Here is an 8,275-nt window from a genome sequence, read left to right on the forward strand (position 1 = left end):
ACTGAAAGGGGCAGTATGCTACACGATACTGCCACAGTGAATAAATTACTGGTGAGTGACCACCACTACGCGAATAGCATCCAGCCGCCACCTGGCATCATTAAGATGCATCAGTGTCTGCTCTCGGCTCTCCGATAAGGCAGCAATCTCATCATCACGAATATTCGGATTCACCGCTTTCAGTGCTTGCAAACGCGCCAACTCAGTACTGAGCTTATCATCGGCCTCCTGTTTGGCTTGCATCACCAGTGCCGCAGCCTGTTGTTCAACCTGCGGTTCCGCTGCCAACAGCATCTGATAAATCTCTGACTGCAACGCATTAACCAACTTACTGCCGGTGTGTTGATTGACTGAACTTAACTGGCGGTTGAAGCTTTCAAACTCCACTTGTGCCGCCAAATCAGTCCCCTTGCGATCCAGCAATAAACGGATCGGTGTCGCCGGCAAAAAACGACTTAATTGCAACTGTTTGGGTGCCTGTGCTTCCACCACATAAATCAACTCCAACAATGCAGTACCCACCGGCAGTGCTTTGTTTTTCAGCAAAGAGACACTTGAGCTACCGGTATCACCAGAGAGGATCAAGTCCAACCCGTTGCGGATCAACGGATGTTCCCAGCTAATAAACTGTGCATCCTCGCGCGATAAAGCCTGTTGACGATCAAACGTCACCGTACACCCTTCTTGCGGCAGGCCTGGAAAATCGGGCACCAGCATATGATCAGAAGGAGTAAGGATGATCAGATTATCGCTGCGATCTTCCTGATTAATTCCAATAATATCAAACAGATTAATCGCAAAGCTGATTAAAGCAACATCATCATCCTGAGCAGTGATCGCCGCAGCCAGTGCTTGTGCTTTTTCACCGCCATTTGAGTGGATCTCTAACAGCCGATCTCGCCCCTGCTCAAGTTGAGCCTTCAACTGGTTATGCTGTTGGCGGCAGTGATGGACAAACTCATCCAGCCCCTGCTGCTCGGTTGGGGCAGCAAGATAATGAATGAGCTGCGCATGACTACTGTCATAAATCGTTCTTCCTGTCGGACAGGTATGCTCAAAAGCATCCAGCCCTTCGTGGAACCAACGCACCAATACCGCCTGTGCACTGTTTTCCAGATACGGCACCATAATCTGAATGTCATGCATCTGCCCAATGCGATCCAAGCGCCCAATACGCTGCTCGAGCAGATCTGGGTTAAACGGCAGATCGAACATGATCAACCGACTGGCAAACTGAAAATTACGCCCTTCAGAACCAATTTCAGAGCAGAGCAATACCTGCGCTCCCTCTTCCTGTGAGGCAAAATAGGCAGCAGCACGATCGCGCTCAATCAACGTCAATCCCTCGTGGAACACCGCCGCGCGGATCGCCTCACGCTGACGCAGCCACTGCTCAAGTTGCAGTACCGTCTCAGCCTTGGCACAAATCACCAACACCTTCTCGTGACGATGTGCCAACAGATGTTCCAGCAACCACTCGGCACGCGGATCAAAGCTGAGCCAACTACCATGTTCACCCTCCAGTTGTTGGTAGATCTGCTCTGGATAGAGCATATTACGCGCACGCTCTTCAACGCTTTTCTTGGCATCCATCAGTGCGGCCACCTTCAGCGCCACCTGATACTGTGCGGGTAACGGTAACTTGATTTGATGCAGATAGCGGTGCGGAAAACCCTTCACACCCTGACGGGTGTTACGAAACAACACCCGGCTGGTGCCGTGACGATCGGTCAGCATCGTGACCAGTTCCTGACGAGCCAGTAGGCTATTGTCGCTATCACTATTAGCGGCCTTCAGCAGTGGCTCAATATCCTGTTCTTCGATCAACTCACCCAACAGATTGAGTTGGTTATCGGTTAAGCGTTCACCACTCAGCAACAGAGCCACCGCATCGGCGACAGGCCGATATTGCTGCTGCTCTGCCACAAACTCGTCATAGTGATGAAAACGGTTGGCATCGAGCAGACGCAAGCGGGCAAAGTGACTCTGCTGTCCAAGTTGCTCTGGTGTCGCAGTCAACAACAGCACCCCTGGAACATGCAGAGCCAACTGCTCAACCGCAAGGTACTGCTCGCTGGGTGCATCACTGCTCCAAACCAAATGGTGTGCTTCATCAACGACCAACAGATCCCACTGTGCCGCAGTTAACTGCGCCAAACGCTGCCGATGATGCAGCACAAAATCCAGCGAACAGATCACCAACTGTTCAGTCTCAAAGGGGTTACTGCTATCCTGCATCGCTTCACTGTAGCGACTATCATCAAACAGTGAAAAATAGAGGTTGAAGCGACGCATCATCTCTACCAACCACTGATGCTGCAAACTTTCAGGTACGATAATCAACACTCGCTCAGCACGGCCGGCAAGCAACTGCTGGTGAATAATCATTCCAGCTTCAATGGTTTTACCTAATCCGACCTCATCTGCCAGTAACACCCGTGGCGCATAGCGCTGGCCGACTTCGTGTGCAATGTGCAACTGATGAGGGATCAGGCTGGCGCGCATACCGCGTAGACCTGCAAATGGCAAACGGTACTGCTCACTCTGGTACTTACGAGCACGAAAACGCAGCGCAAAGCGATCCATGCGATCAATCTGACCAGCGAACAAACGGTCTTGTGGCTTATTAAAGCTCAGTTTACTGTCCAGATGGACTTCGCGTATCGCAACCGCAGCCTCATCACTATCCTGTCGAACTCCGATATAAGTCAGCAAACCCTGCTCTTCCTTCACTGTTTCCACCAACAACTGCCACCCTTCATGATGACTGACAATATCACCAGGATTGAATTTCACCCGGGTAATAGGCGGATCTTCTTTCGCATACAAGCGGTTCTCGCCGGTGGCAGGAAACAACACAGTGATGGTACGGTTCTCTACCGCAACCACCGTCCCCAAACCCAATTCATTTTCCGTATCGCTGATCCAGCGTTGACCAAGTGTAAAAGGCATCATTTATCGGCTCGATTGTTCTGTAAGTCAGTTTTGTCACTGGATGATAGTGACTCATCTCTACTTTGGGTAGTGTATCATTATTACGCCAGATTGCTGGATCACCGGCCTGGGTGCAAAATTGGCCTGATCGGTCGGCTATGCATACAATTACGCATACCGTAACGTGGTTGAATGGCGCACTTAGCACCTATCTGATTGAGACCATTTCAGTGGCTATTTTCCATCTAGCCAGTGCTGAACATTCTGCTCCCGTAGATGTAAGCTATGCTGTCTATGCCAAACCGTTGATCGAACCGATAGTTGCACTGACCAAGAGCATTAATAATTTATGACACAACAGATCAGGCAGATACCCATCGTCATGCCACAACATCATCATCTCGCGTTAAATTATCAGCCTGTTCTGTCCGTTTCACCCGGCACACTTACCTAACATCAGAGCCACAATGGAAATCTATCTACAACAGTTGGTTACACAGTCCCTCGCATTCACGCTAGTGATTGTCATGTTACTGGTCTTTATTGAGTCACTGGCACTGGTGGGGCTATTACTCCCCGGCACCGTGATCATGGCCAGCCTAGGCGCACTGATTGGTAGCCGACAAGTTGACTTCTACATGGCCTGGATAGGAGGGATTTTTGGCGGCTTACTGGGCGATTGGCTCTCCTACTTTATTGGCCGAGCATTCAAAAAACCGCTACACCGCTGGCCATTACTGAAGAAAAACCAGCGCATGATGGACAAAATCAGCCATGCACTCTACCAACACAGCTTTATTGCCGTTCTACTGGGTCGCTTTATCGGCCCAACCCGCCCTCTAGTACCGATGGTAGCGGGCATGATGTATCTACCTGCCTATCGTTTTGCCCCACCCAATATTATTGCTTGCCTGGCCTGGCCACCGGTCTATTTCTTCCCAGGCATTTTAGCAGGCGTAGCGATCGATATCCCAACCACCGATAACGGTGTCTCATTTAAATGGCTGCTATTTACTGCCATTATTCTGATTTGGCTAACACTCTGGCTAAGCTGGCGCTGGTGGCGTGAAGATAAACGCGGCAGTGATAAACTTACCCGCTGGCTCTCACCATTAAAACTGCGCTTGTTGAGCCTACTGAGTTGGCTGGCACTACTAATTTGCCTCTACCATCTATTCCAACACCCACTGATGCCGGTTTTTCTGCGTTTACTCTGGAATGTCTTGGCGGGTTGATCACAATATGATCGGCGGCATTAGGTAAAACATCGCTCGCATCAACATGAAAACTGGCCTGTTTTAGGCCAGCGCCCCCCTAATCTTCTGTTACTGCCAGTGGCACTGCTCACTGGCACTGCCATTTCTATGATGACTGGAAGTACTAAAAAGCAGTGGTAAATAAAACTTTTTTAACAACAACAAGTTGCCCATCAAACATTACCAAGCAAACCGCTTCCACCTTGAGATGGAAATATTTTTTTAATTTCAGACACAAATTTTAAAAAAATCGATCAGATCACTTTTCGAACAATAAATTAGGTGTATTAACCTATCCACCACAGTAACAAACTCCCTACCCCATCAGAATCGGGCAATCTGCCCCTATTGGCAGTTAATTGCCTTACACCCCCTTAAAGAGAGGCTAATTAATGAAAAAAGCAGCACGTTATATCCCCAGCAGTGAGCTGACTACCGGCAAACTACTGCTCAGCAGCATGATACTCACTATCCTAACAAGTGGTGCAAAGGCCGGCACTTGCGTCCCGACGACCGACAACAATTATCGCTGCGTGGGCGTCGCAAGCGGTATCAACGACACCACACAAAATCTGACAGGAAACAACCTGAATATTACGACTGAGCCGCGTTTCAGCCTAACGACTACCAAGAGTAATGGATTGCAGTTGTACAGTCGGGACGGATTAAACTTTATTGATGAACATCGCTCAACCATAAGGGCAGTAAACGGTACCGCAATATATGCTGAAAATAACAATAGTGGATCACTGACTATCACCACCACAGGAAAAGTAACCGGTGGCACCGAGTATGGTATCCAAGCCTACAATATGGGCACTGATATGACTATTAACACCGCTGATGTACTGGGTGGGTATACCGGGATTTATGCCCTAAATGATGGAAGTGGGGCACTCTCAATCACCACCACAGGGAAAGTGACCGGCGGCACCGAGTATGGTATCCAAGCCTACAATATGGGCACTGATATGACTATTAACACCGTAAGTGTATCGGGTACTGAAGTTGGAATTTACGCCACCCATAGTGGAAGTGGGGCTCTGTCAATCACAGCTACAGGAAAAGTCACAGGGACTGCTATGGGTATATTAGCCAGTGGCAGAGGGACGGATCTGACCATTAATGTAGTTGATGTGCTCAGTGAAAACAGAGCCATTAGTGTTGATAATTATGGAAGCGGTGTACTTTCGATCACGACTACAGGAAAGATGACCAGTCTCAATGGCGATGGCATTTTTGCCGCCAACTACGGTAGTGATTTTTTCATTAACACTGCCGGAGTATTGAGTTACAGATTTGGGATCTATGCTGAACATAATGGGAGTGGTGAACTTGCGATCACGGCAACCGGTGCCGTAAACAGCGTATCCGATTACGCCATTTACGCTTATGCAGGGGAAGAGAGCTCTGACCTGACGATTAATGTTACCGATGTGTTCGGAGGAGATAATGCCATCCTTGCCTATCATGCGGGAACAGGCATACTCTCCATCACCACAGCGGGTCACGTCAGCACAGGGGATGGCTATGCGATAAAGGGCTTGCATAGTGGACAGGAAGAGGTGCAAATCACCGTTAAACCGGGCAGTGTGGTTGAGGCAGGTGGAAACGCCATTTATGCTGAAAGTACTTCGATGGTGATTATCACCAATGAGGGCACGATCCGCAATTTTTCTGACAACCCAAACACGAGCGCCATTCAAACCACAGGAGCAACGACGATCTTCAACCAGGGCGAACTATATGGCCGGGTGGTGATTGATAGTGGACGCGGGAATTATTTTAATCACTATATAATGAACGAAAGTGGTGCGCTTTGGGACAGTGCTGGGCATGACAATCAATTTGATACTGTCAACAGTAGTATGCTGATGAACCAAGGAACACTGATCACTGCCAATCGAGTAACTGGCCAAACCCCACAAACTACCACCTTCAACAATCTTAGTTATCTGGTCAATGGCGGCAAGATCACCATGTCCAATGGTCGTGCGGGCGATACCACAGTGATTAACGGTAATTATGTCGGCAGAGGGGGCACATTAGTATTTGATACCGTATTGGGCAATGATAATTCACAAACCGATAAGCTGGTGATTAATGGTGACAGTTCAGGCAGCAGCTTTGTCACAGTAAATAATCTTGGTGGCAGCGGAGCCAAAACGCTAAATGGCATTGAACTGATTACCGTGAGTGGCAGATCTACTGGTACCTTTATACAGCAAGGGCGCATTACTGCCGGGGCTTATGATTATTCCCTAATTCGAGGCACGGGCAGCAAGCAGCGCAACTGGTATCTGACCAGCAGCGCTTCACTGTTTTCCTCAGATGCAGCAACACCGCAGATAGCGTTCGACGACCCAGGTACTGAGCCACAACGCCCTAAACTGGATGAGATGGAAGAGAACCTCGCCAAATTACGTGCTGAACGGTCACAACGCACACCAGAACCAATGGTAGTACGCCCAGAAGGTGCCGCTTATAGCAGCAACCTGGCGGCAGCTAATAACCTGTTCGTTACTCCATTAGCACAACGCAGTGGTGAAACTGCTTATCTGGATGCTAGCACTGGCAAGCAGAACGTCACCAATATGTGGTTACGCAGTGAAGCGGCACATAACCGCTCACGTGACAGTAGCCAGCAGCTAAAAACGCAAGCTAACCGTTATGTTATCGAATTGGGTGGCGATATTGCCAACTGGCAGCTTGACGATGCCAGCCTACGCTTAGGCATTATGGCCGGTTACGGCAATAGCAAGAGCACTACCGTGGCTAATGTCTCGGGTTATCAGGCGAAAGGTAAAGTCGATGGTTATAACCTCGGACTGTATGCTACTTGGTATGCCAATGCCGCCGATAAATCCGGCTGGTATCTCGATGGTTCAGCACAATATGGCTGGTTTAACAACAGCGTTTCAGGCCAAGGTTTATTGTCAGAAGAATATGATTCTGACGGCTTTACCGCTACTTTAGAAGCTGGATATAGCCTGAAACTGCGTGATAACCCAGCACAAACAGTCAGCTGGTTTCTTCAACCCCAAACACAACTGGTATGGATGAATATCCAAGCCGATGAGCATCGCGAAACCAACGGCACAAGAGTCAATGGTGAAGGTGATGGAAATCTTCAAACCCGTTTAGGGTTAAAACTGTTTGCGCAAAGCACCTCAGCGCAACAGCAAACCCTCGCCTTCCAACCGTTTATTGAGGCTAACTGGCTACATAACAGCAAAGCCTTTGCCAGTACCATGGATGGTGTAGTGGTCACTCAGGATGGTGCAAACAATATTGCCGAAGTGAAACTCGGTATGACTAGCAAGTTTAACTCACAATGGAACCTGTGGGGCAATATTGCTCAACAAATCGGGAATCATGGTTACAGTGATACAGCGGCAACGTTAGGAGTAAAATATCATTTTTAATTAATATCTAATGACACGGCTGCTATTGTTGGCAGCCGTAGTTTTTTCAACACGCTGATCTCTCTTTCTTCGAGAACCAAAAACATGAGCAATAATCCGCTTCAAACACTGCTCCCATGCGTACAGCCAGCGTTGTCATTTCTTGTTGCCAACCAATAATCCCACCTCATTCACTTCGAAAACACGGTCACATATTCAATGTGTAGATTTGGTTATTGCAGGTAATACTCACGCTCAATGAATGTACCGATAATTTTTGTGTTATTTCCCACACTCTCACCGAACGATTAAGGCTTTTTTTCCCAAATTACCGTCATAACAACCTAGCCCGTTATAACGGTAATTTGGCACAATCAATTTCTGTGGCTAAAAACTCTCCTCAAAAAATAGGTGATATTTTATGCAACGATTTTTTCTTTCATTATGTGAGTTAGAGCCTATCTCAATAGAGTTTATTCCACACAATAAGTCCGCAGGCAAAATGCAACATGGCCTCGTAATTTTCAGCCTTTTTCTCCCAGCGAACCAATAACCGACGATATCGATTAAGCCAGCTATGTGTCCGTTCAACCACCCAGCGGCGGGCTTTCATACCAGGCTCTTTTTTCAACGCGTCTGACTCCGCTTTTCTGCCTTGAATATGCGGAATATAACGGCGTG

Annotated in this window: 5 protein-coding genes and 1 pseudogene; 3 read left to right on the forward strand and 3 right to left on the reverse strand. The window is 48.2% G+C overall.

The window, feature by feature from the left end; all coding sequences use genetic code 11:
* Positions 1–45: 45 nt before the first annotated feature.
* Positions 46–2,952, reverse strand: coding sequence for an RNA polymerase-associated protein RapA (gene rapA / locus EOJ37_RS07005; RefSeq protein ID WP_127959225.1), 2,907 nt, complete (start codon positions 2,950–2,952; stop codon positions 46–48).
* 140 nt (positions 2,953–3,092) lie between these two features.
* Here rapA and EOJ37_RS07010 point away from each other — a divergent pair, with 140 nt between their 5' ends.
* The 3 genes from EOJ37_RS07010 (at position 3,093) to EOJ37_RS07020 (ending at position 7,615) form a co-directional block, all read left to right on the forward strand.
* A complete protein-coding gene (locus tag EOJ37_RS07010) occupies positions 3,093–3,287 on the forward strand; it encodes a hypothetical protein (protein ID WP_127959217.1) in 195 nt (64 codons plus the stop codon).
* Positions 3,288–3,401: 114 nt separating this feature from the next.
* Entirely contained in the window at positions 3,402–4,169 is a 768-nt protein-coding gene (locus EOJ37_RS07015) for a DedA family protein (RefSeq protein ID WP_127959218.1), read from the forward strand.
* A gap of 413 nt (positions 4,170–4,582) precedes the next feature.
* Positions 4,583–7,615, forward strand: a complete 3,033-nt coding sequence (locus tag EOJ37_RS07020; RefSeq protein WP_240651674.1) for an autotransporter outer membrane beta-barrel domain-containing protein — start codon at positions 4,583–4,585, stop codon at positions 7,613–7,615.
* A 60-nt stretch (positions 7,616–7,675) separates the two neighbouring features.
* On the opposite strand, the pseudogene EOJ37_RS07025 reads toward EOJ37_RS07020, so the two are convergent.
* Both EOJ37_RS07025 and EOJ37_RS07030 read right to left on the reverse strand, forming a co-directional pair.
* A pseudogene (locus EOJ37_RS07025) lies at positions 7,676–7,798 on the reverse strand (IS1 family transposase); the annotation flags it as partial.
* Between the two features lie 259 nt (positions 7,799–8,057).
* Positions 8,058–8,275, reverse strand: a 218-nt coding sequence (locus EOJ37_RS07030) for a transposase (protein WP_155522484.1), incomplete at its 5' end; no start/stop codon positions are given.

Source organism: Serratia microhaemolytica, assembly GCF_004011885.1.
GTDB lineage: Bacteria > Pseudomonadota > Gammaproteobacteria > Enterobacterales > Enterobacteriaceae > Serratia_G > Serratia_G microhaemolytica.

Bases quoted from the DNA above. Each gene is read 5' to 3' on its own strand.
- rapA (WP_127959225.1), bottom strand. From the start codon at position 2,952: ATGCCTTTTACACTTGGTCAACGCTGGATCAGCGATACGGAAAATGAA.
- EOJ37_RS07010 (WP_127959217.1), top strand. From the start codon at position 3,093: ATGCATACAATTACGCATACCGTAACGTGGTTGAATGGCGCACTTAGC.
- EOJ37_RS07015 (WP_127959218.1), top strand. From the start codon at position 3,402: ATGGAAATCTATCTACAACAGTTGGTTACACAGTCCCTCGCATTCACG.
- EOJ37_RS07020 (WP_240651674.1), top strand. From the start codon at position 4,583: ATGAAAAAAGCAGCACGTTATATCCCCAGCAGTGAGCTGACTACCGGC.